This is a genomic window from Burkholderia sp. BCC0398 (genome assembly GCF_902833245.1).
In the GTDB taxonomy this organism is placed as follows: domain Bacteria; phylum Pseudomonadota; class Gammaproteobacteria; order Burkholderiales; family Burkholderiaceae; genus Burkholderia; species Burkholderia sola.
In genome coordinates this window covers 207,522-230,492 of the sequence record NZ_CADFEM010000006.1, presented here as the reverse complement: position 1 = coordinate 230,492, position 22,971 = coordinate 207,522, and the positions used below count along the sequence as shown (strand labels likewise).

Below are 22,971 nucleotides of genomic sequence, written 5' to 3'. Positions count from 1 at the left end.
TTTCATGGATTCGCTGATCATCTGGGTTGTCCTGCTCGTCATCGCGATCGTGATCGTGTCGAAGACGGTGAAGATCGTGCCGCAGCAGCATGCATGGGTGCTCGAGCGCTTCGGGCGCTACCACGCGACGCTGTCGCCCGGTCTCAATATCGTGCTGCCGTTCGTCGATCGCATCGCATACCGGCACGTGCTGAAGGAAATTCCGCTCGACGTGCCGAGCCAGGTCTGTATCACGCGCGACAACACGCAGTTGCAGGTCGACGGCGTGCTGTACTTCCAGGTAACCGATCCGATGAAGGCGTCCTACGGATCGAGCAACTTCGTGCTGGCGATCACGCAGCTCGCGCAAACGACGCTGCGCTCGGTGGTCGGCAAGCTCGAACTCGACAAGACGTTCGAGGAACGCGATTTCATCAACCACAACATCGTGTCGGCGCTCGATCAGGCAGCGGCGAACTGGGGCGTGAAAGTGCTGCGCTACGAGATCAAGGACCTGACGCCGCCGAAGGAAATCCTGCACGCGATGCAGGCGCAGATCACCGCGGAGCGTGAAAAACGCGCGCTGATCGCCGCATCCGAAGGCCGCAAGCAGGAACAGATCAACCTCGCGTCGGGTGCGCGTGAAGCCGCGATCCAGAAGTCCGAAGGCGAACGGCAGGCCGCGATCAACCAGGCGCAGGGCGAAGCCGCCGCGATTCTGGCGGTGGCCGAGGCGAACGCGCAGGCGATCCAGAAGATCGCGAGCGCGATCCAGTCGCAAGGCGGGATGGACGCGGTGAATCTGAAGGTCGCCGAGCAGTATGTCGGCGCGTTCGCGAATCTCGCGAAGCAGGGCAACACGCTGATCGTGCCGTCGAACCTGTCGGATCTCGGCACCGCGATCTCGTCGGCGCTGACGATCGTCAAGAACGCGGGGGCGGCGTCCGGCGCGAAGGGCTGAGCCCGATGCGATGCGCGCGCGGCTGCCGCGTGCGCATCGTCATGCGACGAATCGTCGCGCAGTCGGGCAAACCGGACGCGCGATTCAGGTAGTCAAAAGCGACACGGCCCGCTTCGAGCGGGCCGTGTCGTTTGCGATGAACGCCGTGTGCGTCAGGTGCCGGCGCGCATGATGCGCGCCTTCTCGCGTTCCCAGTCGCGTTTCTTCTCGGTTTCGCGCTTGTCGTGCAGCTTCTTGCCCTTCGCGAGCGCGATGTCGCATTTCACGCGGCCGCCCTTGTAGTGGAAGTTCAGCGGCACGAGCGTATAGCCGCGCTGCTCGACCTTGCCGATCAGCTTCTTGATTTCGTCGCGGTGCAGCAGCAGCTTGCGCGTGCGGACCGGGTCGGGCTTGATGTGCGTCGAGGCCTCGGGCAGCGGGCTGATATGGGTCCCGATCAGGAAGATCTCGGCGTTCTTCACCACGACGTAGCCTTCCTTGATCTGGCCGCGTCCGGCGCGCAGCGCCTTGACTTCCCAGCCCTCCAGCACGAGCCCCGCCTCGTAGCGTTCCTCGATGTGATAATCGAAGTGCGCTTTCCTGTTGTCGATGATGCTCATGAAAGGATCGGGCCAACTCGTTTAAAATCACGATTTTAGCAAAGCGGGGCGGGAATCGCCCGGCTTGGCGTTCCCACTTTAAGCGATGCCGCGCGATTTATGGCAGATGTCCAGAAAACCGTATTGATCCGTCACTCGGCGGAACAGATGTTCGACCTCGTCACCGACGTGGCCGACTACCCCAATTTCCTGCCCTGGTGCGGCGGTGTCGAGGTTCGCCGTCAGGACGAGAGCGGAATGGAAGCGCGCATCGACATCAACTTCAAGGGTATCAAGCAGCATTTCGCGACGCGCAACAGGCAGCAGCGTCCGACACGGATCGACATGGAGTTCGCGGACGGGCCGTTCAAGAAGTTCACGGGTTCGTGGCGCTTCATCCCGCTGCGCGCCGACGCGTGCAAGATCGAATTCGCGCTGCACTACGAGTTTTCGAGCATCCTGCTCGAGAAGATCATCGGGCCGGTGTTCAGCCACATCGCGAACACGTTCGTCGATTCGTTCGTGAAGCGCGCGGACCAGCGCTACGGAAAGGGGTGACGCGATGCTGTCGATCGAAGTCTGCTATGCACTGCCGGACCGCCAGACGCTGATTCCGCTGTCGCTGCCCGAAGGCGCGACCGTGCGCTCGGCGATCGACGCGAGCGGCGTGCTCGCGCTGCACCCGGAGATCGATCTCGCGCACGCGAAGACGGGCGTCTACGGCAAGCTCGCGCCGCTCGATGCGCCGCTCGTCGACCACGATCGCGTCGAGATCTACCGTCCGCTGATCGTCGATCCGAAGCTCGCGCGCCAGCGGCGCGTCGACAAGTCCCGCCGCGACGGCTCGATCGAGGGCCGCAAGTGGATGCACAAGGACGCGCGCTGACGCGTCGTTCGCGCTGATGGGTCCGATCAAACGCCGCGGCGCTCAGTGGGCCGCGGCGTTTGCGTTTGTCGGCGCGCCGCCCGGCGTGTCGCCATGCTTTCGTACCGAGCCGTATACACCGGCGAGCAGCAGCACGAGCGCGGCGATCTCCAGCACATGCGGCATTCGCCGGTCGTACACGAACGCGTACAGCATCGCGAACACGGTTTCGAACACGATCAGCTGACCCGACAGCGTCAGCGGCAGCCGCTTCGACGCGGCGTTCCACAGCCCGTTGCCGAGCCACGACGCGCCGATCGCGAGCACGAGGTTCAGCAGCCAGAACAACTGCCAGCGCGATGCGGGCACGGCCGCCTGCACGGCGCCGGCCGGCAGCGCGAGGATCGCCACCCAGCAGAGCGCGCCGATCAGACCCGTCACGACACCCCACAGCACCGACCATTCGTTGCCGCCGAAATGGTGATGGCGCTGCAGGTATCGCGTATTTGCCACCGCATACCAGGTCCAGCTCGCGAGCGCGCCCGCCGCGCAGGCGATGCCCGCGAGCTTCTGGGCGAGCGTCGTCGCGTGCGCGGCTTCGGACGTAAACAGATCGACGTTGATGCAGACGATGCCCGCGATCACCAGCGCGAGCGGGGCGGCAAGCCGCCGCAGCGGCATCGCGCCTTGGTCGCCGAGGCCCGCGAGCGTGACGGTCACGGGCAGCACGCCGACGATCAGCGAACTCGGCGCGATGCCGATCAGGTGCACGGCGCCGGACAGCAGCATGTAGTACGCGACGTTGCCGATGACGGCGAGCCTCACGAGGGCGACGAGATCCTCGCGGGTCAGCCGGGCCAGCAGCGCGCGCGCGGCCGACAGCGCGGCCACGAGCGACACGAGGCCGTACATCGTGTAGCGGCCGGCGCTCAGCAGCAGCGGCGAGAAATCGGTCAGCAGCCGCGGAACCAGAAACACCATGCCCCACATGGCGCCCGCCAGGACACCGTACACCACGCCGCGCTGCATCGACCGCTCCGAACAAAATGACCGAGGTGCGCGCATCTTAGCGATGCCGTCGCGGCGGCGTCTTGTTCATTCCTGCACTCGGGGCATGGAGTGGTTTCGACAGGGCGGCGAATCAATCCTCTGTCGAATCGGGCGTCGCCGCCGCGCCGTCGCCGGCGACACGCGCGCGCGCCGGGCGCCGCACGGCACGCAGCTTGCCGCTGTTGCCGCCGCCGCAGTAGAAGCGGTCGTGACCGTCGGATTCGAGCCCCGACACGCCGACGCCGGCCGGCATGTCGATCTGCTCGAGCACTTCGCCCGTGCGCGGATCGATGCGCCGCAGGTCGCTCCGGTCGGCCTCCCACGTGCCGTGCCACAGCTCGCCGTCGACCCACGTCACGCCGGTGACGAAGCGGTTCGATTCGATCGTGCGCAGCACGGCGCCCGACTGCGGATCCACCTGATGAATCTTGCGTTCGCTGTACTGGCCGACCCACAGCGTGCCTTCCGCCCACGCGAGCCCCGAATCGGCGCCGCCGCCGGGCGCCGGGATCGTCGCGAGCACGCGGCCCGATTCGGGGTCGATCTTCTCGATGCGGTCCTCGACGATCTGGAACAGGTGGCGGCCGTCGAATGCGGTGCCCGCGTGCGCGGCGACGTCGAGCGAACGGACGATCGTGCCGCGCTCGGGGTCGAGCGCATTCAGCTTGTCGCCGGACGCGTACCACACGTGCTGCCCGTCGAACGTGACGCCGTGCACGCCGTCGACGCCCGGAAACGGGCCGTATTCGTGAAGGATGTCTGCAGTGGAGCGTTTCATGTTCGTCACCTCGTGGTTCGATGAGGCCATCCTAATCGCCCGGCAGCGCAACCGGGAGTAACAAGGTCGTCGCGAATCCGGGCAGCGGTGGCGTCATCCAGCGGCGCGCGCGTGCGCGGCCGAGCGCCTGCACCTTGCCGGTTTCCGCGAGCGCATCGAGCGCGCGCTGCACGGTGCGCTGGCTGGTGCCGAGCGCGAGCGCCAGCGCGGAGCTCGACCACGCTTCGCCGTCGGCGAGGAGCGCGAGCACGGCCGCGTGCCGATCGTCGACCGGGCGCGCGAGGACGACGGTGTCGCGCACGCCGAGCGGTTCGAGCGCGAAGCCGCGCGGTGTCGCGACGACGTTCGCGAGCGGGCGCAGCACCGCGCGCAGCCGGCCGATTTCGACACGCAGCCGCGCACGATGCGATTCGTCGGCCTGTTTCGCGCGGAACGCGGCGGCGACGAGCGCGTTTCTCGACACGTCGGCCGGCCACGCTTCGCCAAGCGCGCGGGCGAGTACGAACAGCACCGGACGCCGCGCGAGCGACACGGTCGTGCGCGCATCGCGCACCGTGTGGCGGCATGCGTCGACGACCAGCGAATTCGACTCGAACAGCGTCTCGACTTCGTCGAGCGACACGAGCCGCGACGTGCCGCGCGCGATGAGCCGCGCGGCCGGTGCGTCGAGTGCGAGCGCCGCGGTGTCGACCTCGGCCGTCAGCGCCGCGATGCCGGCGGCGCGCGCGGCTGTCCGCGCACGGTCGAGCGCCGCACGGGCCGCATGCGTGCGGATGCGGCGCATCGCGATGCCGGCTGCGATCAATTCGTGGGCGGCGCGCGATGCGGGCGGCAGCGGAGCGGGATCGAGATGCGCAAGCAACTGCTCGGCCTCGTCGAGATGGCCGATCAGCAGCAAGCGGCGCACGCCGAGATAGCGGGCATGCGCGACGTTCGCGTGGTCGCCGTGCGCGTCGAGCGTCGCGCAGGCCGCATCGAGCGCGCGCGTCGGCCAGTGCAGGTCGCGCGACGCGAGCGCGATCTCGGCTTCCGCGACGACGCAGCGCGCCCGCGCGACCGCTTCTTTCGCGCCGAATGCGCGTGCGGCGCCGCGCACGAGCGCGCGTGCACGGTCGAAATCGCCGAGCTGCGCGAGCGCGATCCCGCGCAGCGCGAGCGCCGGCGCATCGTCGCGCAGCGCGACGCGGTTCAGTGCGCCGAGCGCGTCACCGGCCGCGAGCGCGCGCGCGGCCGCCGTGATCAGCGAATCCATCCGAATCCCGACACACTTGTCACTCCCTCTGGCCCGATGCCGGCCACTAATCTAGCACCACGCACACGGCTCCGGATGCCGTGCCCGGATACCCATCGGAAGGAGGAACCTGCAATGACGACCCATCTCACCGGAACCCGCGACGAATGGCTGGCCGAACGTCGCGCGCTGCTCGACGCGGAAAAGGCGCTGACGCGGCAAAGCGACGAACTCGCGCGGCGGCGCCAGGCGCTGCCGTGGGTGCGCGTCGACAAGACTTACCGGTTCGATACCGAGGACGGGCAGGCGACGCTCGACGACCTGTTTCACGGCCGTTCGCAATTGCTCGTCTATCACTTCATGTTCGGCCCCGACTACAAGGCGGGCTGCCCGTCGTGCTCGGCGCTTGCCGACGGCTTCGACGGCTTCGCCGTGCATCTGGCGCACCACGACGTGACGCTCGCGGCCGTGTCGCGCGCGCCGCTCGCGAAACTGCTCGCATACCGGCAGCGGATGGGCTGGACGTTCCCGTGGGCGTCGTCGGTCGGCAGCGATTTCAACTTCGACTTCAACGTGTCGTTCACCGAAACGCAGCAGCGCGCGGGCGACGTCGAATACAACTATGCGCGGGCCGGCCATGCGATGGACATGGATCCGCCGCCGGCACCCGTCGTACAGTTCGCGGCCACGTGCGGCACCGACGCACGCAGGTATTCGCTCGACCGGCCGGGAATGAGCGCATTCGTGCGCGAGGACGGCGCCGTCTATCACACGTATTCGACTTACGCGCGCGGCCTCGACGGGTTGTGGGGGATGTACCAGTGGCTCGATCGCGCGCCGCTCGGTCGCAACGAGGCCGGCCCATGGTGGCGCCGTCACGACGAGTACGCGCGCGGTTGAGCGGGGTGGCCACGGGCGGGAGCGCGTGATGACACGAATGACGACCGGGCCGAAAGCCGGCGAGACGGCCCCCGATCCCCGGGCGTTCTGCGTGGCGGTCGCGGCCGTGTTCGCGGTCGTCGCGATGGCGTTGCTGGCGCAGCACGCGTCGATGGCGGCGATGGGCGGCGAACCGATGCCCGGCGGCTGGATGGCGTCGGCCGCCTGGCTGCGGCCGTGCGGGCAGGGCGCCGGGCGCGCGTTCGTGGCGTTCGTTGAAATGTGGGGCGCGATGACGGTGACGATGATGCTGCCCGTGCTCGCGCCGATGCTCTGGGGTTACCGGCAGCGCATCGGCCCGCATGCGGCGGTGCGGTCGGCCTGGCTCGTCGTCGTCGCGGGGGCCGGATATTTCTCGGTCTGGATCGCGCTCGGCGCGCTCGTGTTTCCGATTGGCGCCGCACTGACGATGGCCGCCGCCCGGCTGCCGGCGTTCGCCCGGGCGATCCCGTTCGCGGCCGGCGCCGTCGTGCTGGCCGCGGGCGCGTTGCAATTCTCCGGGTGGAAGGCGCGCCGGCTCGCGTGCTGCCGGCACGCGGCGGCGCACGATGGGCATGTGCCGCGGGCTGCGGTCGTCACGGCATGGCGGTACGGCCTGCACGCCGCGATCCGATGCGGCGCGTGTTGCGGGAACCTGATGGCGGTCGCGTTGGCGGCCGGCATGATGGAACTGCACGTGATGGCTGCCGTCGCGGTGGCGATCGCCGCCGAACGCGTGGCGCCGGCCGGCGGGTGCGTCGCGCGAATCGTCGGGTACGTAGTGGTGGCGGCCGGCATCGCGATGGTCGCGCGCGCGGCCGGGCTGGCGTGAGGCGGGCAGGCAAGCCGCTTCGGCGGGTGTGTCGCCGGGCCGTGCGCGGACGCTGTCGTCGCGCCCGTGTAGCCCCGCCGCAACACGCGCACCTGCCGCCCGGCCTGATTGCGCGAATGGTTCGACGCGCCTGTAAAACGAAAAGCGATCGAAAACGAACCGAACGGCGATCCGAACGATTCGGCCCCCGAGCGGCCGAAACCGGCTAAGCCGTTGTTCGTGTTGTGAAAATTCGCGGCGCTTCGCGTATAATTCGCTTTTGCGCCCATAGGATTTGCCATGCGTCTGATCCAAAAAGCACTCACTTTCGATGACGTGCTCCTCGTTCCCGCCTTCTCCGACGTTCTCCCGCGCGACACCAGCCTCAAGACCAAGCTGACCCGCAACATCTCCCTGAACATGCCGCTCGTGTCCGCCGCGATGGACACGGTCACCGAAGGTCGCCTCGCGATCGCGATGGCGCAGCAGGGGGGCGTCGGTATCGTCCACAAGAACCTGACGCCGGCCGAACAGGCCCGCGAAGTCGCCAAGGTCAAGCGTTTCGAGTCGGGCGTCGTCCGCGACCCGATCACGGTGCCGCCGCAAATGAAGGTGCGCGACGTGATCGCGCTGTCGCGCCAGCATGGCATCTCGGGCTTCCCGGTCGTCGAAGGCCCGCAGCTCGTCGGCATCGTCACGAACCGCGACCTGCGTTTCGAAACGCGCCTCGACGAGCCGGTCAAGTCGATCATGACGCCGCGCGAGCGCCTCGTCACGGTCAAGGAAGGCACGCCGCTTGCCGAGGCGAAGGCGCTGATGCACAGCCACCGCCTCGAGCGCGTGCTGGTCGTCAACGACGCGTTCGAACTGCGCGGCCTGATGACCGTCAAGGACATCACCAAGCAGACCGAGCACCCGGACGCGTGCAAGGACGAACACGGCAAGCTGCGCGCAGGCGCGGCGGTCGGCGTCGGTCCGGACAACGAAGAACGCGTCGAGCTGCTGGTGCAGGCCGGCGTCGACGTGATCGTCGTCGATACCGCGCACGGTCACAGCAAGGGCGTGCTCGAGCGTGTGCGCTGGGTCAAGCAGAACTTCCCGCACGTCGAGGTGATCGGCGGCAACATCGCGACGGCCGCCGCCGCGAAGGCGCTCGTCGAATACGGCGCGGACGCGGTCAAGGTCGGCATCGGCCCGGGCTCGATCTGCACGACGCGGATCGTCGCGGGTGTCGGCGTGCCGCAGATCAGCGCGATCGCGAACGTCGCGGAAGCACTGAAGGGCACCGGCGTGCCGTGCATCGCCGACGGCGGCGTGCGCTTCTCGGGCGACGTGTCGAAGGCCCTCGCGGCCGGCGCGAACGCCGTGATGATGGGCAGCATGCTCGCGGGCACCGAAGAGGCGCCGGGCGACGTGTTCCTGTACCAGGGCCGCCAGTACAAGTCGTATCGCGGCATGGGCTCGGTCGGTGCGATGAAGGACGGCGCGGCGGACCGCTACTTCCAGGACAACTCGGCGAACATCGACAAGCTCGTGCCGGAAGGCATCGAAGGGCGCGTCGCGTACAAGGGTTCGGTCAACGCGATCCTGTTCCAGCTGGTCGGCGGCGTGCGCGCGAGCATGGGCTACTGCGGCTGCAAGACGATCGACGAGCTGCACGAGAAGGCCGAATTCGTCCAGATCACCGCGGCGGGCATGCGCGAGTCGCACGTGCACGACGTGCAGATCACGAAGGAAGCGCCGAACTACCACGTGGACTGATCGCCGATGAAACCGCTGCTGCGAGCCGTGCTGATCGTCGATGCCGTGCTACTGCTGGCGTTCGGCGTGCTGTTCGTGCTGACGCCCTGGCAGGCGCTGTTCAACGCGCTGCAACTGGCGAACATCCAGCCGGCGATGCTCGGCCAGGCGTTCGGCATCGCGCTGCTCGGGCTCGCGTGGCTCGCGTTTCATGCGGCGTTCAACGGCGACCTCACGGCGCCCGTCGCGCGCGCGGTCGGCCATGTCAACTGGCTGACCGGCGTGCTGACGGTCGTGTGGTCGCTCGGCACCGGCAGCGGCCCCGCGCTCGCGGCCGCCGGCCGGGTGTTGTCGGCGGTGGCCGGAGTCGCGTTGATCCTGCTCGGCCTCGGCGGCGTGCGCCTCGCATCGGCCGTGCGCCGGCGCGAGAAAGCGCAGGCGCTCGAGGGCCGGGACGCGCAGCGTCCGGTCGAACCGGCGCGGGCTTCCGCCGTGCAGCCGCGGGTCGAGCCGGTCGTCAGCCGTCCGGTGGCGCCTTCGGCGCCGGCCGCGGCAGCCCCATCGGCCGCCTCCGAGCGCGCGTCAGGCAGCGTCGCGTTCGACGCGCGCCCGCCGTCGCAGGATTGACCGGCGATGCGTCGCGCGAGCCGCCTGCCGCCCGACGCCGCTATCCATGCTTTTGACGCAGCGCTTCGTGCGCTGCTTTTCTTATTCTCTTCATCCCGTCCGCAGCCATGCACGACAAAATCCTGATTCTCGACTTCGGTTCGCAAGTCACCCAACTGATCGCGCGCCGCGTGCGTGAAGCGCACGTCTACTGCGAAATCCATCCGAACGATGTGTCCGACGAATTCGTCCGCGAGTTCGCGCCGAAGGCGGTGATCCTGTCGGGCAGCCACGCGAGCACGTACGAAGACCATCAACTGCGCGCGCCGCAGGCCGTGTGGGATCTCGGCGTGCCGGTGCTCGGCATCTGCTACGGCATGCAGACGATGGCCGTGCAGCTCGGCGGCAAGGTCGAGTGGAGCGACCATCGCGAATTCGGCTACGCGGAAATGCGTGCGCACGGCCATACGCGCCTGCTCGACGGCATCGAGGATTTCACGACGGCCGAAGGCCACGGGATGCTGAAGGTCTGGATGAGCCACGGCGACAAGGTGGCCGAGCTGCCGCCGGGCTTCGCGCTGATGGCGTCGACGCCGAGCTGCCCGATCGCCGGCATGGCCGACGAGGCGCGCGGCTACTACGCGGTGCAGTTCCATCCGGAAGTCACGCACACGGTGAAGGGCCGCCAGATCATCGAACGCTTCGTGCTGCAAATCGCCGGCGCGAAGCCCGACTGGATCATGAAGAACCACATCGAGGAAGCCGTCGCGAAGATCCGCGAGCAGGTCGGTGACGAGGAAGTGATTCTCGGCCTGTCGGGCGGTGTCGATTCGAGCGTCGCGGCCGCGCTGATCCATCGCGCGATCGGCGATCAGCTGACCTGCGTGTTCGTCGATCACGGCCTGCTGCGCCTGAACGAAGGCAAGATGGTGCTCGACATGTTCGAGGGCCGGCTGCATGCGAAGGTCGTGCACGTCGACGCGTCCGACCAGTTCCTCGGCCACCTGGCCGGCGTGACCGATCCGGAAGCGAAGCGCAAGATCATCGGCCGCGAGTTCGTCGAGGTGTTCCAGGCTGAAGCGCAGAAGCTGTCGAAGGCGAAGTGGCTCGCGCAGGGCACGATCTACCCGGACGTGGTCGAATCGGGCGGCACGAAGACGAAGAAGGCGACGACGATCAAGAGCCACCACAACGTCGGCGGCCTGCCGGAAACGCTAGGCCTGAAGCTGCTCGAGCCGCTGCGCGACCTGTTCAAGGACGAAGTGCGCGAGCTGGGTGTCGCGCTCGGCCTGCCGCCGGAGATGGTGTACCGCCATCCGTTCCCGGGCCCGGGCCTCGGCGTGCGGATTCTCGGCGAAGTGAAGCGCGAGTATGCGGACCTGCTGCGCCGTGCGGACGCGATCTTCATCGAGGAGCTGCGTGGCACGACCGCGACCGCGCAGGATGCGGCTGCGGGCCTGTGCGGCGAGGGCGATGTCGGCAAGAGCTGGTACGACCTGACGAGCCAGGCGTTCGCGGTGTTCCTGCCGGTCAAGTCGGTGGGCGTGATGGGCGATGGGCGCACATACGACTATGTGACGTCGCTGCGCGCGGTGCAGACGACCGACTTCATGACCGCGCATTGGGCGCATCTGCCGTATGCGTTGCTCGGCCGTGCGTCGAACCGGATCATCAACGAGGTGCGCGGGATCAATCGGGTGGTGTACGACATCTCGGGGAAGCCGCCGGCGACGATTGAGTGGGAATAGAGGTTCGTGAAATTCCCTTTTGAATCAATGGGTTGTGTTGATTGATAAATCACGCGTGCCCGATTCTAAATTGCCGAGCGCAGGTCCGTAAGTCCTTGATCGCTAGAGGAATTGTCAACCTGCGCCTGCGCCCTGCGCGGAAACCGAGCAACCGTCATTTGACGGTATTTCTGACGATATATGCGGGCAACATGTGGATGGGCTTGCTTGATTCCGTCAGCGGTGCCGACGGTATCCTTGACCTGTTAAAGCCATGCGCTTTGACGCTCAGCCGTCCAAGCCGCTGGGGGCGGCCCTGACGCCAATGTCAACGTCGGACGTAATTTCCCCAAGTGGGGAGTATCTATCCGACGCTGACACGCCAATGGCATCAGCACGGAGTTGTTCAGTGCCCAGCGCCTCCTGAGGCAGCCACATGCCTGCAGACCAAACTGCTTCTAGTTTTGCGGCGAGGTCTGCGCCGAGCCAGGCAGCCGCCAGTCCTGCTACATAGGTTGCGCACTCGGGTTTTTCACGCCGCACTCCGTTCGCAAGCAACCAGCGGTACAACGGGAGCGCTGCAGAAACGGTCGGATAGCCTGGTTCGACGGAACGGTTGAAGTCCACGGGAATTGACAGGCCCTTCGGGTCCAGGTCGCCAAAGTACTCCGCTGAAGAAGCTCCTGTTTCTTGTATCGCTTGGCGCAACGCTCGCCCAGTGAGCCTGAAGTTTTCACCTCCGCCGTAGATGACCGCCGCGTATCGTCGCGTGGCCTCATTCCATTCGGCGAAGCTCCAGTACGTGTTGTGGTTTTCGACAACGAGTACGGACTTGCCAGGCGCATCAACCTTGCGATACGGCAGCGGCTGGGGCACTCGGAAGCAACCGATGACGGAAATTGGAAGTCGCCCACCAAAGAGGAAGTCTCCGACACACATGTTGTCGAGCCGCTTCTCGTCGCCGAAGATTTCCAAGGAACGTTCCTTGATTGGAACCGAGGAGAAAGCCCCTCGGCGTCGGAGTAGGAAGTCATTGATGGGGCGTAGCGATGGCAACTGCGATGGCCTCAACTCTGGCCAGAACCCCAGCTCCGGCGCCCAGATCACGTCGGCATAATTGACAGAAGCCTTGGAGCGAGGTGAGCTCTTCAACGTGACCCAAAGTGGGAGAGCGGGCGAGCCGACCTGTTCCCAACTTCTGGTAGCCGGCAGCGAGATTGCACCGTCAGCTTCTAGCTCTTTCAGCGCCCTCAGCAGCAGCACACCACGGTCTGGGTTGTTCTGGACATCTGGATACAGCGAGAAGTAGTGCCGGCGCAGCTCGTCGAGCGGCACACGCTTGCGCGGCGATGATAGCAGCGCTTCAAGGAACTCGCTCAAGCCAACTCCTCGGGTACGTTGTTGAGCTTCAGGTTAGCGAACTCAAGGTGCCAGCGTCTTGTCTTGCTGTTCTGTCCGGCGCGGCGCAGGCGGATGAATCGCTGGAACTCGCCGAGAGCGTTGAAGTCCTGAAGTGCCGTGGCGAATATCAATTGGACGTTCATGGCCTCGGCGAGCAGCCGTTGGGCCCGCCACATGGTGGGGCTGGTGGCCTTCGCGAACGGGTTGTCGAGGATGAGTGGCCCACCGGCAATGCGATATACCTGTGCGTGGTTCTCAGCCCGCAACTGGTTGATGACCAAGTACAGGAACATCGCCATGACGACGCCTTCGCCACCGGAGTTCGAAACCCGCTCAACCGGTACGTACTGCTCTGTCTCCTCGATGGACATCTTCAGGACTTGCAGTCCTAGCGGACGCCCATAAACGCGCGCCACAGCGTCGGCGATGAAGTCTGTACCGCGCGGAGGGAACACATTTGTATCAACCAACGTGTCGAGGTAGGCGCTGAGAGTCTGGCGTCGCGTCTCAACTGGCACTGAGCCGAAGTTTGCCCGCATCTTCAGGACTTGCTTGCCACCGACGTATGGGGCACCCACCGGCACTGACTTGTCCTTGCTCGTCGCGCGATTCAGCGTCGTGATGGCCGAGCGGACGACGGCGAGAACCTCCTCGACGCAGGCATCGAAGTCAGCTTGCATCGACCGCAGCGTTGCCTCGGTCGTTGCGATGCGGTCGTCCAGATGCTCTAGGAGCCGTTTCGCGTCCGTACACGCGGCACCGAACTCGTTGGCGACCATCTGCTGCGCAACATCGGGGTCGACCTCGCGGAACGATTGCTCCGACGCAGCCGCCTTGACGAGGTCGAAGGCAGCGCGAGCCTTGGTTTGCAGTTTGCTGACGCCTTGGTTCTTCCCCGTGTAGTCCTTTAGCAGCGCGTTGACTTGGTTGCTGGCGTCGGCCTCGAGAACCAGACTGTCGGGGTCCGGCACTTCTAAGGTCATTCCCACTTGGGCGCCGATTTCCGCTGCAATGAGCACTGGATCGGGCTTGTCTTCAAACCCCATGCTGCTGCGCAGCAGCGCCTCAACCTTCCTGTCCGCCTCCGCGGCTGTGCGCTTCCGATTGGCTCTGTCCGCAGCTTGGTTCGCGGCTTCGTTGGCCGCACGCATCCTTTCCAACGCCGCGTTCACGCGGTTCTCGGCCTCAGCCATGAGAGCGGCCAGAGCATCCAGGTCTAAAGCCTCGTGAGCAGGTACCGCGGGGCCGAGGTTCGTCTTGTTTGAGTCCAACCACTTTCTTGACTCGCCGTTCACGACCTGCAGATTTGAAGCAGCGCTCACCTGCTCTGGCTTGGCCGCCTCCAGTGCGGTCTCGACGTTGGCTAACGCATCTTCATGGTTTACGTTCAGGAAGGCAGCAAGGTCCGCCATCTGAACGCCCTTGTATTCTCGGGTGAACTCCTTGGCCTTGTCTTCACGGCGCTTTCGAGCATCTTCCAGCTTGTGTGCCAACAGCCCGAGTCGCTCCCTTTCTTCGACCAGATAGGCCGCTTCCGCATCGCTGTAAATGCGGCGCAACGTCTCTACCGGTCGCGGGTTCTGTAACAGCTGTTCGTGAGCCGGATAGTCCTTGTCGTAGTGCGCAACGCCCGCACGCTCTTCGCCTGCGACCTTGAGTTCATGGTCAGTGCTCACGCGCAAACCGTGGTCGCGGTCGTGTTCACGCTGCAGTCGCTCAAGGCCCTCATCGGCTGCGGACTTGCTCTCCTGTGCTGCGTTGATGCCTTGTGCGACGTCCGCCAGTCGGTGGACGCGCTCCGAATGGCCGGCTTCGTGTTCGTTCTGGAACGTGCGAACTGCTTCGGAAGATAAAAGTGCAGCCTGGCGTCTCGCATCGGCGGCTTGGGCTTGCAGCTCCAGCCCTTGAGCCTTCTCATCCAACTCAAGCGAGAGCGATTCGAGGGACTCCGCGCGTGCTGTCGCAGCGGCAGCGTCTTCTTCGAGGGCCACCTTGTCGGCTCGTGCCCGTCCAAGTTTTCCGTCGCCGAATTCCTTCGCATACGTATCCAGCTCGTGGATAATCTTCAGCGTTTGGTCGTGGCGCTCCTGATACGCGGACCGACGCTCGTTTTCATCGGAGACCAGGATCTCGAGGTTCGAGCCCAGCTTGGCGGCAGCCTCGACGTTAAAGGCCGAATCGTCCTCGGCAGGGACGACCAAGCGCTCCGCCAGTTGCGCTGCAGGCTCAAGGGTTGTCGCTGATATCACTACAGGACGCGTAGGCCGCCGTGCCTCCCAGGAGATGGCCCTGGCCCTATCAAGTTCCGTGGACGCCACGGAGACGCCGAGGAAGCGGGCGGGGTCGCTGGCGACGAGCGCCTGCGCCTTGGAGGCGTCCGGTAAGGCGCGTGAGATGTATTCGTTATAGGCTTTCGCCGAGCGCACTCCTGCCTGTAGAAGTGTCTCGACGACGAGTGCAACGTCGATGCTGTAGCCAGCAACCCCGGTCTCATCAATAGCCTGCTTGGTGGCGCGTAGTTCCGCCAAGCGAACGTCTCCCACAGACACTTGTCGTGCCGACTCAGAGACGACCTCGCGCAGGCGGGCAGGCAAGGCCGTGGACAACGGGTCGACGCGGTCGGATTCGACGGCATTCAGAAGAGCCGGTAGCTGTGCCAGGCGTTCGAGTTCGGCTTCTCCTCGTGTGATGAACTCGCCGAGTGCCCGTGCCTTGGCGGCCAACTCGGCCGCGCGGACGTTCTCCGCTGCGGAGGACTGTCGATGCTCTCGTGTCTCCTTGGCGCAGCGTTGCTGCGATGCTCGATGCAGGTCACGCTCGGAAGCCGCAGTTGCAGCGTTGGTATTCAGTCGTTCAAGCGCCTCCGCAGTCGTTTCATCGGGTCCGAGAAAGGCACCATCCGCTTCAAGAGCTTGCCTACGACGCGTGTAGGACTCCTCGGCCGCTTGAAGCTTCGAGCGTTCCCCTACCTGGCGGAGCTCGTCAGCTTCGGCTTGAGTTCGTTGCTTGCGGAGGGTCGTTCGTTCTTCCTCCCGTGCGGTAGCTCGCTCATTGAGCAATTGGAGCGCTACCTTCAGTCGCTGCTCTTCGTTGAACAGTGCTCGGCGCAGCAGCGCCCCCTGAATTTCGACGTGGTCCTTCGTCGGTTTGAGATTCGCGCGCTCGGCTTCGGTCAGCGCGTCAAGCTCCTTGAGCTCTTCGTCGACGCCGACGATTTCCTTCTGCAGCCGCGCCGCTCGAATGAGTCGTTCGTCCCGCTCCAAGTTCTTTACCTGGCCATCGGCAGCCTCCTTGCGAGCCTTCGCCTGAGCGCTGCGCTTCTGGTGCCAGGCCCAGGTGACCGTCGCGTGCTCCTTTGTGTACGACGTCGAGTCCGCGAGCGCAGCAGAGGCCAGTCCTCGCTGGGTCTGCTCAAACTTCACTTCTCGGTCGTGGTCAAGACACAAGGAGACGGCCCGGGCCTGCAAGGCCTGGACCATCTGAGCGCCCCGAATTAGCATAGAGCGCTGCGCGGCAAGCGTCTCAAGATACAGATGAGCAGACTCGGCGAAAGCGTTCAGTGATGCCCTGAACTTGGTTAGCTCGTCACGACGCTTTTGGAACTGAGGCTTACGGCGATGCTTCTCGCATACCGCAACCACTAGCTTCCGTGCCTCGTCGGCCTTCGTGGCGTCGCTGGTCAGATTCAGGAATTTGCGCAGGAACTCGCCTTCCGTCTTGAAGTCGAGGAAACCCGTGTCGAAACCGCCTTCCTGTGCCGAGAAGTTGACCTGCATGCGCAACATGTCCAGGTCAATGAGACGCTCGTCTTTCAGATGCCGCTGCCACTCCGCTTGGCGATTGTGACTGATGAAAACGTCACCCGAGTATTTTTTTTGCTGTGCGTGCAGCCAGCGAGAAAACTCCTGCATGGAGGACGACGTGGGCTGCGCCAGACCTGGGGCCGGGATGTCTACCAGGCCGAGGTCGGCGTGCTCCTCGAATGAGAAGAACATGCGGTCGACTTCCGGTGGCTCGGTGTGCGACCTTACCGCGACCGCCTGACCGGTCACCAGACGGTAGGGCTTGCCTCCTGCCATTCTGGACGGCATGAGCCATTCAACGATGATGAAACCAGGTACGCCAGGCGCCGCGCCAGTGCATAGAGTGTGTCGCGGCAGGTGGCCACAGACGCCGGGGGCGGGGAGTAGTTGTCATCGTCCAATCCATCAGTCGTCGGGAAGAAGGCCGCCGCGATGGCGATGTGGGCAAGCACGAGCGCAGCCTTCTGGTCTGGTGTCATGCTGCTGCGGATACGCGCCGAGCCTGAGGCGCCGAGAGTGTCGGTTTCATCCGTATTGCGACGTCGGCAAGATGCGTCATGATTTCTGTCGAGGTACTTCCACTGGAGACCGTGGTGGCTTCCATCATCTGATCGAGTGCTGACAATGCAAGGTAATGCGTGTCGACACCCTGGAAGAGGCTGCGGTCTGAACTGCTTTCGTCCCCGAGCATCATCTTATAGCGCTCAAGCTGGAATACCGGACGAAGTAGCAGGAGGTTGCGCTGTTGCCGGGACAGGTCGAGCAGGCCAAAGCTGCCCAACGTTGTCAGCGTGTCTGCAAGGGCGGTGGTTGTCGCTTGGCCATCCATCAAGACCTATCCGTATTTTTAATGAAAGGAATTTGAAAGATCATCATACTACCGCAATTGTTACCAGACTTTGCCGAGTTTAGCGACGAGTATGACGGTACCGATTACCGCATCTCTCACGAATTATCCGGAATGTCGGCTCTTCGAGGCTTATGAAATGGCTTGGCCCGTGATCGTCCTCCGTAGTCATATCATTGGCGGTTAGTGTTATCTTCGTGATACATTATCGGATATAAAGACTTACGAAGGTGGTAAAATGCCGACTCCTCACGCTCCTTCTGCCGGCGTCCGGCGGGCGTTGCGGAAATTGGGCGCCGATATTCACGACGCGCGTCGTCGCCGCCGGTTGACCATGGCGGTGATTGCCGAACGGGCTTTTACGTCCAGAGCGACTCTGCAGCGCGTCGAAGCGGGTGATCCGGGCGTGAGCATCGGCATCTATGCGGCCGTGTTGCAGGCGCTTGGTCTTCTGGGCGGGCTGTCGGAGATCGCCGATGTGGCCCGAGATACGGTTGGGCAGTCGTTGGCAACCGCGGCATTGCCGCAGCGCATCCGGCTCCCTCGTAGCGGCGGGAAGGGTGACCATGGCTGATGTTGACGTCTACATTGATCTCGATGGCGCGCCGCGACCAGTGGGGCTGCTCAGACGCCATGCGTCGCGTCGGGAAGCAACGGTCACGTTCGAATATGACGAGACCTGGCTGGCCGACGACGAGTGTTTTTCTATCGAACCAGCACTGGCATTGACGCGAGGCGTGTTTCCACCGCTGCCTGATCAACCGATCTTCGGTTCGATAGGCGATTCGGCGCCGGATACCTGGGGGCGCCGTCTCATGCAGCGCGCCGAGCGTCGCCAAGCTGAACGAGAAGGACGGCGCGTCCGTACACTCAGCGAACTGGACTATTTGCTGGGCGTAGCCGATGAAACGCGTCTGGGAGCCTTGCGGTTTCGCTGGAGCGGAGAGGACGAGTTCCAAGCGCCGGTGCCCGCCGGGGTTCCCGCGCTCATTGAATTGGGGCGGCTGCTACAAATCACCGAGCGCATCCTGCGGGACGAGGAAACCGATGAGGATCTGCAACTTATCTTTGCGCCCGGGTCGTCGCTCGGCGGCGCACGTCCCAAGGCCTCGGTCATCGACCAGTACGGTCATTTGTCGATCGCCAAATTCCCGAAGGAGACCGATGACTACAGCATCGAGACCTGGGAGGAAATCGCACTGCTATTGGCGGAACGCGCCGGCATATCCACTCCGCACCACGAACTGCTCCGCGTAGCAGGCAAGCCGGTGCTGCTGTCCCGTCGTTTCGATCGCGCGGGTAATATTCGCGTTCCCTTTCTCTCGGCTATGTCGATGACGGGATCGCGGGACGGTCAACGCGGCAGTTATCCCGAACTAGTTGACGCACTGACGCAACACGGGGCGAAGGCGCGGGCCGACGCCGCGCAGCTGTATCGCCGCGTGACGTTCAATGTTTTGGTTTCCAATGTGGACGACCACTTGCGCAACCACGGCTTTCTATGGGCGGGGCGCGATGGGTGGGTATTGTCACCAGCCTATGACCTCAATCCCACGCCAACCGATCTGAAGGCGCGTATCCTGACGACGAATATCGATCTCGACGAGGGAACGTGCTCGGTGGGGCTCTTGGAAAATGCGGCGGAGTTTTTTGGCCTGACGCTGAAACAGGCTCGGGCCACGATCCGGGAGGTAGCCGACGTTACCCGGACATGGCAAGCGGTTGCCCAGGAAGTTGGTTGCACACGCGCAGAGATGGCACGTATGGCCAGTGCCTTCGAGCACGACGATCTTAGCGCCGCATTGCGGCTGTGACGGTATCGAGGACCGTGCTCTAAAGATGCTGACGGTATCAGCGACGGTATTGCAGCCGCAAATCGCCTTGGGACGGCCAATGTTCGTGATCTTTCAAACAAAACGAGCATTGATGCTCCGGGGCGTTCCGATAACAGCCATCAACTGCCGAGCATGATTTTCGGTATCGTTGACGGTATCGACGCCGCGTGACCAGGCGGAAACGCCGTCCCCAAAAGGCTCCAGCCCCAGATTGACAATCGAGTGGGAGTGAGCATTCCGACTGAATCGGCGTTCGATTCCGCTTGTGTCGTTGCGCATCGTTTGATGTCGCGATAGTTTGCAAGCGGGAGGGCTGGTTCGGTTGGCGTGCTGCCCCGGCTCACGAGGAGCAAGAAGCGGCCTGGCAATTCAATTGCCAGGTCGTTTTGCGTTAACGCGTGCAGTCAGCCAGCGAGCGAGGTGTTTTCCGTTCCGGCATCGGATGCGTCACGTACACGCCCGCCCGAGCGACCGCAAATACATCGGCACCTTCGCCTTGGTCGTCGCCTGCACCCGCGACATCAACGCGTGATCGATCCGATCCAGTCCATAAGTCCGCGAAATTTCCTGCTGCAACCGGCACCAAAGATGCCCGGCCATCTCGGCATCGACCATCGCCCGGTGCGCACGGCCCGTTTGCGGCAGCCGCAGCATCTCGGCCAGGCTCGACAGGCGGTGACTCCGGGCGTCGGGATAGATCCGCCTCGCCACCAGCATCGTGCACGCAAACGGATGGTCGGCCGACATGCCGAGCATCCCCAGTTCCGACTGCCAGAAGCGCTTGTCGAAGCCGGCGTTGTGGGCGACGACCGCATGCTTGCCGACGAACGCCGCCGCTTCCTTCATGACTGCGGACGCGGGCGGCGCCGCCGCGATCATGTCGTTCGTGATGCCGGTGAGCGCAACGACATCGGACGGGATGCGTCGGCCGGCATTCATCAAGCTCTGGAAACGGTCGACGACCTGCCCGTCGCGCAGCAGGATGACGGCAATTTCGGTTGCGCGGTCGCCCAGATTCGGCGATAGCCCTGTGGTTTCGAAATCCAGTACCGCGACGGTTTGCATGGTTGAATTCAGGTGCGTCATCAGAGGGTGTCGAGTGTGGCCAAGAGGGTAGCATCTTCGGGCGCGCGAACGGCGGATTCGTCGAGCGGGAGCGAGCAGGCTACCGATTGACGATAATCAAATCTCGCTCCAGGCTAGATGGAGATGCTGCCGTGACTCAACTGACGCTACCCGGATTCGATGCGCCGCCGCCGGTTCCCGTGCACCGCTTCTTTTTCGCCGTGATGCCGGACCTGGCCACGGCGGCGCGCATTACTGGCCTTGTCGAAAGCATGCGGCTGGAGAAGGACAGCATGGTGGGCATCGAGCGTCTGCACATTACGCTGGGTTCTCTGGGCGACTTCGCCTATGTGCCGGGCGCTACCCTTGTACGGGCACGTGCGGTGGCGGACCGCATCGACGTGCCATCTTTCTCCGTGACGTTCGACAAGATCATCAGTTTCAACCGGCGGTCCGGTCGTCTGCCGCTGGTGCTGACGGGGAAGGCCGGTCTGGAGGACTTGATCGATTTTCGACGGCAGTTGCGAGACGCGTTGAAACGGGCGGGTGTGCCTGTTTTTCCGTCGAGTTTTACCCCGCACGTGACGCTGCTGTATGGTGCACAGAGGCCCGATGAGTACCGGATCGAGCCGATTACCTGGACCGTATTCGACTTCGCCCTGATCGATAGCTGGCTCGGCAAGTCGCACTACGACGTTTTGGGGCGCTGGCCGCTGACGACCGGTAGCCCGCCGGGATGATCTTCAGTCCCGATCGCCACCGCGATAACGAAGGTGAATCAGCGGATACGGCCGCCCCTGTCCATCCAGCTCCGATCGCCCGCAGCGCTCGAATCCGAGCCGTTCATAGAATCCCGCCGCCGCTTCGTTCTGTTCGTTGACGTCGGTCGACAGGTCGGGATGGCGTTTGAGCGCCTCTTCGACGAGCAACCGCCCGACTCCCGCGCGATGGTGCGCGGGATCGACGAACAGCGCTTCCATGTGGCTGCCGTCGAGCAGCATGAAGCCGATCGCGCGATCGCGCTCGTCGACGGCCAGATCGAGCGGTGCGCCCGGCAGAAATGCGATGACTTCGGACTCGATTGAACGACGATCGTCGTCGCTCAGGAAGTGATGCGTGGCGTCGACGGCATGGCGCCAGATATCCAGCACACGTGTGCCGTCGGCCTCGGTGGATTGTCGAATTCTGAGCATGGTTTGATGTGTGATGATTCGGCGCTCGGAGGCTAGCCGGCTCCATGACGGAGCGAACGCGTCGCGCCGATGCGCAAGCGACAGCGGAAGTGTCAGGCGAATGGCGGACGCGCGCGGCCCAGCATCGCCGCCCGCTCCATCGCCCGTCGCGCGACGTCCCGCACGCCCGCGCTCATCGGCAAATCGTCGCGGTCGAGTTCGTCGATGCCGAACCAGCGCGCGTCGAGTGCATCGTCGCCGGCGGCCGGCGTGCCGCGCAGCCATCTGCACAGCACCGCGATCATGACGAAATGCTGGCGCACGGCGCCGTGCGCATCGTAATCGAACGCATCCAGCGCGGTAAAGGCGTCGAGCGCTTCGACGTCGATCATCGTTTCTTCCGCGATCTCGCGCACGACCGCGTCCGCGAGCGGCTCGCCCGACTCGATCTTGCCGCCGGGAAAGCCCCAGCAACCTGCGTCGGGCGGATTCGCGCGGCGCACGAGCAACACATCGCGTTCGCGCAGCACGATGCCGATCACGGCGGGAACGGGGCGCAAGCAAGCAGCGTTGTCGGTTGCGGACATGGTCGCTCCTACCCGTCGATGGGAACGAACGCGTGCACGTACACACCGCTCATCGCGCGTCCCCGGTACGCCGTTCGATCGCACGGATCACGGCGACCATGTCGGCCGCGCCATGTCCGGCCTGCTCGGTTTCGCCATACAGCGCATGGCAGATGTCGAGCAGCGGCGACGCGATGCCGATGCCGCGCGCGGATTCGGCGACGAGGCGCGCATTCTTCAGCACGTCGGTGATCGCGGCCTGCACCGAGAAATCACCCGCGACGAGCTTGCCGAGCTTCACGCGCGACACGTCGCTGGCCATTGGGCCGGCATTCAGCACGTCGGCGAAGCGCGCGAGGTCGATACCGTGACGTTGCGCGAAATGCGTGGCCTCGGCGAGACCGGTGACCATCGTGATCAGGAACAGGTTGACGGCGAGCTTCATCGTCAGCGCCGACGGCACGTCGCCGCACACGAAGCTGTCGCGGCACAGCGGCTTCACGAGCGCGCGGACGGCATCGACGTCGGTCGGCGCGCCGGCCAGCATCACGACGAGCTGCCCGGCTTCGGCCGGCTTGCGCGAGCCCGATACCGGCGCCTCGACGTAGCGGCCGGACGCGGCGGCGATTTCATCGGCGAGCACGCGAGAATAGTCGGGCGCATTCGTGCCCATGTTGACGATCGTGTGTGCGCCGACCCGGGCGGCAAAACCGGGCGTGCCGCGCGCGAGGGTGGCGTCGATTGCCGCGTCGTTCGCGAGCATCAGGATCACGGTGCGGCAGGACGCGAATACGCTGTCGATGTCCTCGGCCACGCGTGCGCCGGCGGCGCGCAGCGCATCGTCGTTGTCGTGCGAACGGCTCCACACGACGAGCGGCGTGCCGGCCCGCGCGAGATTGAGCGCCATCGGCGTACCCATCACGCCAAGGCCGATGAATCCGACTGCGGTTTGCATGGTGCGGCTCCCACGGTAGGTGGCGACGATCATGGGCGTCAGTATCGCAGCGTTTTCGCGCGCCTGCCATCCGGCCCGCGCGA

22 protein-coding genes are annotated in these 22,971 nt (G+C 64.8%); 11 read left to right on the top strand and 11 right to left on the bottom strand.

Annotated features, from left to right (window positions below; translation table 11 throughout):
- Nucleotides 1–4 precede the first annotated feature (4 nt).
- Nucleotides 5–940 carry an SPFH domain-containing protein gene (locus tag HWX76_RS15475; protein ID WP_050012889.1) on the top strand — a complete coding sequence of 312 codons (936 nt, stop codon included), beginning with the start codon at nucleotides 5–7 and terminating at the stop codon, nucleotides 938–940.
- A 152-nt stretch (nucleotides 941–1,092) separates the two neighbouring features.
- Here the strand turns inward: HWX76_RS15475 and smpB are convergent, their stop codons facing one another.
- Complete coding sequence (smpB, locus tag HWX76_RS15470) at nucleotides 1,093–1,539, bottom strand: SsrA-binding protein SmpB (protein ID WP_050012888.1); 447 nt, start codon at nucleotides 1,537–1,539, stop codon at nucleotides 1,093–1,095.
- Between the two features lie 99 nt (nucleotides 1,540–1,638).
- Here smpB and HWX76_RS15465 point away from each other — a divergent pair, with 99 nt between their 5' ends.
- Complete coding sequence (locus HWX76_RS15465) at nucleotides 1,639–2,076, top strand: type II toxin-antitoxin system RatA family toxin (protein WP_176016019.1); 438 nt, start codon at nucleotides 1,639–1,641, stop codon at nucleotides 2,074–2,076.
- 4 nt (nucleotides 2,077–2,080) lie between these two features.
- Nucleotides 2,081–2,404, top strand: a complete 324-nt coding sequence (locus HWX76_RS15460; protein WP_050012887.1) for an RnfH family protein — start codon at nucleotides 2,081–2,083, stop codon at nucleotides 2,402–2,404.
- 42 nt (nucleotides 2,405–2,446) lie between these two features.
- Here HWX76_RS15460 and HWX76_RS15455 read toward each other — a convergent pair whose 3' ends face one another.
- The 3 genes from HWX76_RS15455 to HWX76_RS15445 all read right to left on the bottom strand — a co-directional run bounded on the left by HWX76_RS15455 (nucleotide 2,447) and on the right by HWX76_RS15445 (nucleotide 5,463).
- On the bottom strand, nucleotides 2,447–3,412 hold the full coding sequence (locus tag HWX76_RS15455) for a DMT family transporter (protein ID WP_050012886.1): 966 nt from the start codon (nucleotides 3,410–3,412) through the stop codon (nucleotides 2,447–2,449).
- Between the two features lie 112 nt (nucleotides 3,413–3,524).
- Nucleotides 3,525–4,211: a glutamine cyclotransferase gene (locus HWX76_RS15450; protein ID WP_050013032.1), complete on the bottom strand. Its 687-nt coding sequence runs from the start codon at nucleotides 4,209–4,211 to the stop codon at nucleotides 3,525–3,527.
- 31 nt (nucleotides 4,212–4,242) lie between these two features.
- Nucleotides 4,243–5,463 (bottom strand): HTH domain-containing protein, encoded by a 1,221-nt coding sequence (locus HWX76_RS15445; protein ID WP_089488564.1) that lies wholly within the window; start codon nucleotides 5,461–5,463, stop codon nucleotides 4,243–4,245.
- A gap of 114 nt (nucleotides 5,464–5,577) precedes the next feature.
- Here HWX76_RS15445 and HWX76_RS15440 point away from each other — a divergent pair, with 114 nt between their 5' ends.
- The 5 genes from HWX76_RS15440 (at nucleotide 5,578) to guaA (ending at nucleotide 11,265) form a co-directional block, all read left to right on the top strand.
- Nucleotides 5,578–6,342, top strand: a complete 765-nt coding sequence (locus HWX76_RS15440) for a DUF899 domain-containing protein (protein WP_050012884.1) — start codon at nucleotides 5,578–5,580, stop codon at nucleotides 6,340–6,342.
- A gap of 28 nt (nucleotides 6,343–6,370) precedes the next feature.
- Nucleotides 6,371–7,192 carry a DUF2182 domain-containing protein gene (locus HWX76_RS15435; RefSeq protein ID WP_124630803.1) on the top strand — a complete coding sequence of 274 codons (822 nt, stop codon included), beginning with the start codon at nucleotides 6,371–6,373 and terminating at the stop codon, nucleotides 7,190–7,192.
- A gap of 279 nt (nucleotides 7,193–7,471) precedes the next feature.
- Nucleotides 7,472–8,932, top strand: coding sequence for an IMP dehydrogenase (gene guaB / locus HWX76_RS15430; RefSeq protein ID WP_050012882.1), 1,461 nt, complete (start codon nucleotides 7,472–7,474; stop codon nucleotides 8,930–8,932).
- A 6-nt stretch (nucleotides 8,933–8,938) separates the two neighbouring features.
- A complete protein-coding gene (locus HWX76_RS15425) occupies nucleotides 8,939–9,538 on the top strand; it encodes a hypothetical protein (RefSeq protein WP_089488562.1) in 600 nt (199 codons plus the stop codon).
- Between the two features lie 107 nt (nucleotides 9,539–9,645).
- Nucleotides 9,646–11,265 (top strand): glutamine-hydrolyzing GMP synthase, encoded by a 1,620-nt coding sequence (gene guaA, locus HWX76_RS15420; RefSeq protein WP_050012880.1) that lies wholly within the window; start codon nucleotides 9,646–9,648, stop codon nucleotides 11,263–11,265.
- 267 nt (nucleotides 11,266–11,532) lie between these two features.
- Here guaA and HWX76_RS15415 read toward each other — a convergent pair whose 3' ends face one another.
- The 3 genes from HWX76_RS15415 to HWX76_RS15405 form a co-directional block, all read right to left on the bottom strand.
- Nucleotides 11,533–12,624, bottom strand: a complete 1,092-nt coding sequence (locus HWX76_RS15415) for a Wadjet anti-phage system protein JetD domain-containing protein (RefSeq protein WP_176016018.1) — start codon at nucleotides 12,622–12,624, stop codon at nucleotides 11,533–11,535.
- Entirely contained in the window at nucleotides 12,621–16,736 is a 4,116-nt protein-coding gene (locus HWX76_RS15410) for a hypothetical protein (RefSeq protein ID WP_176016017.1), read from the bottom strand. The genes HWX76_RS15415 and HWX76_RS15410 overlap by 4 nt, the downstream gene beginning before the upstream one ends.
- Before the next feature lie 187 nt (nucleotides 16,737–16,923).
- Nucleotides 16,924–17,277 (bottom strand): hypothetical protein, encoded by a 354-nt coding sequence (locus tag HWX76_RS15405; protein WP_176016016.1) that lies wholly within the window; start codon nucleotides 17,275–17,277, stop codon nucleotides 16,924–16,926.
- A gap of 256 nt (nucleotides 17,278–17,533) precedes the next feature.
- Here HWX76_RS15405 and HWX76_RS15400 point away from each other — a divergent pair, with 256 nt between their 5' ends.
- Both HWX76_RS15400 and HWX76_RS15395 read left to right on the top strand, forming a co-directional pair.
- Nucleotides 17,534–17,869: a helix-turn-helix transcriptional regulator gene (locus HWX76_RS15400; RefSeq protein ID WP_124554635.1), complete on the top strand. Its 336-nt coding sequence runs from the start codon at nucleotides 17,534–17,536 to the stop codon at nucleotides 17,867–17,869.
- A complete protein-coding gene (locus tag HWX76_RS15395; RefSeq protein WP_124554634.1) occupies nucleotides 17,862–19,109 on the top strand; it encodes a type II toxin-antitoxin system HipA family toxin in 1,248 nt (415 codons plus the stop codon). Before HWX76_RS15400 ends, HWX76_RS15395 begins: the two co-directional genes overlap by 8 nt.
- 468 nt (nucleotides 19,110–19,577) lie before the next feature.
- Here the strand turns inward: HWX76_RS15395 and HWX76_RS15390 are convergent, their stop codons facing one another.
- Complete coding sequence (locus tag HWX76_RS15390; protein ID WP_124637773.1) at nucleotides 19,578–20,195, bottom strand: 3'-5' exonuclease; 618 nt, start codon at nucleotides 20,193–20,195, stop codon at nucleotides 19,578–19,580.
- Between the two features lie 152 nt (nucleotides 20,196–20,347).
- On the opposite strand from HWX76_RS15390, the gene HWX76_RS15385 reads away from it, so the two are divergent.
- A complete protein-coding gene (locus HWX76_RS15385; protein WP_244137974.1) occupies nucleotides 20,348–20,935 on the top strand; it encodes a 2'-5' RNA ligase family protein in 588 nt (195 codons plus the stop codon).
- A 3-nt stretch (nucleotides 20,936–20,938) separates the two neighbouring features.
- On the opposite strand, the gene HWX76_RS15380 is transcribed toward HWX76_RS15385, so the two are convergent.
- From HWX76_RS15380 to HWX76_RS15370, 3 genes are all read right to left on the bottom strand, one after another.
- Nucleotides 20,939–21,388 carry an acetyltransferase gene (locus HWX76_RS15380; RefSeq protein WP_176016015.1) on the bottom strand — a complete coding sequence of 150 codons (450 nt, stop codon included), beginning with the start codon at nucleotides 21,386–21,388 and terminating at the stop codon, nucleotides 20,939–20,941.
- 92 nt (nucleotides 21,389–21,480) lie between these two features.
- On the bottom strand, nucleotides 21,481–21,954 hold the full coding sequence (locus HWX76_RS15375; RefSeq protein ID WP_080334221.1) for an NUDIX hydrolase: 474 nt from the start codon (nucleotides 21,952–21,954) through the stop codon (nucleotides 21,481–21,483).
- 49 nt (nucleotides 21,955–22,003) lie between these two features.
- Complete coding sequence (locus HWX76_RS15370; RefSeq protein ID WP_347880195.1) at nucleotides 22,004–22,921, bottom strand: NAD(P)-dependent oxidoreductase; 918 nt, start codon at nucleotides 22,919–22,921, stop codon at nucleotides 22,004–22,006.
- Nucleotides 22,922–22,971 lie beyond the last annotated feature (50 nt).

Coding starts and splice junctions, on each gene's coding strand:
- HWX76_RS15475 (WP_050012889.1), top strand. CDS start 5: ATGGATTCGCTGATCATCTGGGTTGTCCTGCTCGTCATCGCGATCGTG.
- smpB (WP_050012888.1), bottom strand. CDS start 1,539: ATGAGCATCATCGACAACAGGAAAGCGCACTTCGATTATCACATCGAG.
- HWX76_RS15465 (WP_176016019.1), top strand. CDS start 1,639: ATGGCAGATGTCCAGAAAACCGTATTGATCCGTCACTCGGCGGAACAG.
- HWX76_RS15460 (WP_050012887.1), top strand. CDS start 2,081: ATGCTGTCGATCGAAGTCTGCTATGCACTGCCGGACCGCCAGACGCTG.
- HWX76_RS15455 (WP_050012886.1), bottom strand. CDS start 3,412: ATGCAGCGCGGCGTGGTGTACGGTGTCCTGGCGGGCGCCATGTGGGGC.
- HWX76_RS15450 (WP_050013032.1), bottom strand. CDS start 4,211: ATGAAACGCTCCACTGCAGACATCCTTCACGAATACGGCCCGTTTCCG.
- HWX76_RS15445 (WP_089488564.1), bottom strand. CDS start 5,463: ATGGATTCGCTGATCACGGCGGCCGCGCGCGCGCTCGCGGCCGGTGAC.
- HWX76_RS15440 (WP_050012884.1), top strand. CDS start 5,578: ATGACGACCCATCTCACCGGAACCCGCGACGAATGGCTGGCCGAACGT.
- HWX76_RS15435 (WP_124630803.1), top strand. CDS start 6,371: ATGACACGAATGACGACCGGGCCGAAAGCCGGCGAGACGGCCCCCGAT.
- guaB (WP_050012882.1), top strand. CDS start 7,472: ATGCGTCTGATCCAAAAAGCACTCACTTTCGATGACGTGCTCCTCGTT.
- HWX76_RS15425 (WP_089488562.1), top strand. CDS start 8,939: ATGAAACCGCTGCTGCGAGCCGTGCTGATCGTCGATGCCGTGCTACTG.
- guaA (WP_050012880.1), top strand. CDS start 9,646: ATGCACGACAAAATCCTGATTCTCGACTTCGGTTCGCAAGTCACCCAA.
- HWX76_RS15410 (WP_176016017.1), bottom strand. CDS start 16,736: ATGCCGTCCAGAATGGCAGGAGGCAAGCCCTACCGTCTGGTGACCGGT.
- HWX76_RS15405 (WP_176016016.1), bottom strand. CDS start 17,277: ATGGATGGCCAAGCGACAACCACCGCCCTTGCAGACACGCTGACAACG.
- HWX76_RS15400 (WP_124554635.1), top strand. CDS start 17,534: ATGCCGACTCCTCACGCTCCTTCTGCCGGCGTCCGGCGGGCGTTGCGG.
- HWX76_RS15395 (WP_124554634.1), top strand. CDS start 17,862: ATGGCTGATGTTGACGTCTACATTGATCTCGATGGCGCGCCGCGACCA.
- HWX76_RS15390 (WP_124637773.1), bottom strand. CDS start 20,195: ATGCAAACCGTCGCGGTACTGGATTTCGAAACCACAGGGCTATCGCCG.
- HWX76_RS15380 (WP_176016015.1), bottom strand. CDS start 21,388: ATGCTCAGAATTCGACAATCCACCGAGGCCGACGGCACACGTGTGCTG.
- HWX76_RS15375 (WP_080334221.1), bottom strand. CDS start 21,954: ATGTCCGCAACCGACAACGCTGCTTGCTTGCGCCCCGTTCCCGCCGTG.
- HWX76_RS15370 (WP_347880195.1), bottom strand. CDS start 22,921: ATGATCGTCGCCACCTACCGTGGGAGCCGCACCATGCAAACCGCAGTC.